At 40.6% G+C, this 261-nt stretch carries 1 protein-coding gene; it reads right to left on the minus strand.

Going from position 1 to position 261, the window contains the following annotated elements; translation table 11 throughout:
- On the minus strand, window positions 1-261 hold a 261-nt coding region (locus ETC27_RS18075; protein ID WP_136256076.1), incomplete at both ends, for a hypothetical protein.

The raw sequence follows: 261 nt of genomic DNA on the forward strand, positions 1-261 counted from the left end.
CAATACCAACTGTTAAACCAGCCAATGTTGATTGATGGTAACCTAAGTTCTTGAGCAAGTCAAGGAACTCAGAAGTTGTTGTTGTACGGTAACGTTTGAAGACTTCAGCGATAATATTACCCAAGTGTTTTTTCTTGAATGGCAATACTGTATCAATTTCAGCTAAACGTTTCTTTCTCTCTGCTCCCGGTCCCATGCAGAACCGATCATCTGTTTGTGTTGTTATGTTCTCATCGGTACTTTCCTTCAAGAACGGCATCC

It is taken from the genome of Onishia niordana (genome assembly GCF_004798965.1).
GTDB classification, from domain to species: Bacteria; Pseudomonadota; Gammaproteobacteria; order Pseudomonadales; family Halomonadaceae; genus Onishia; species Onishia niordana.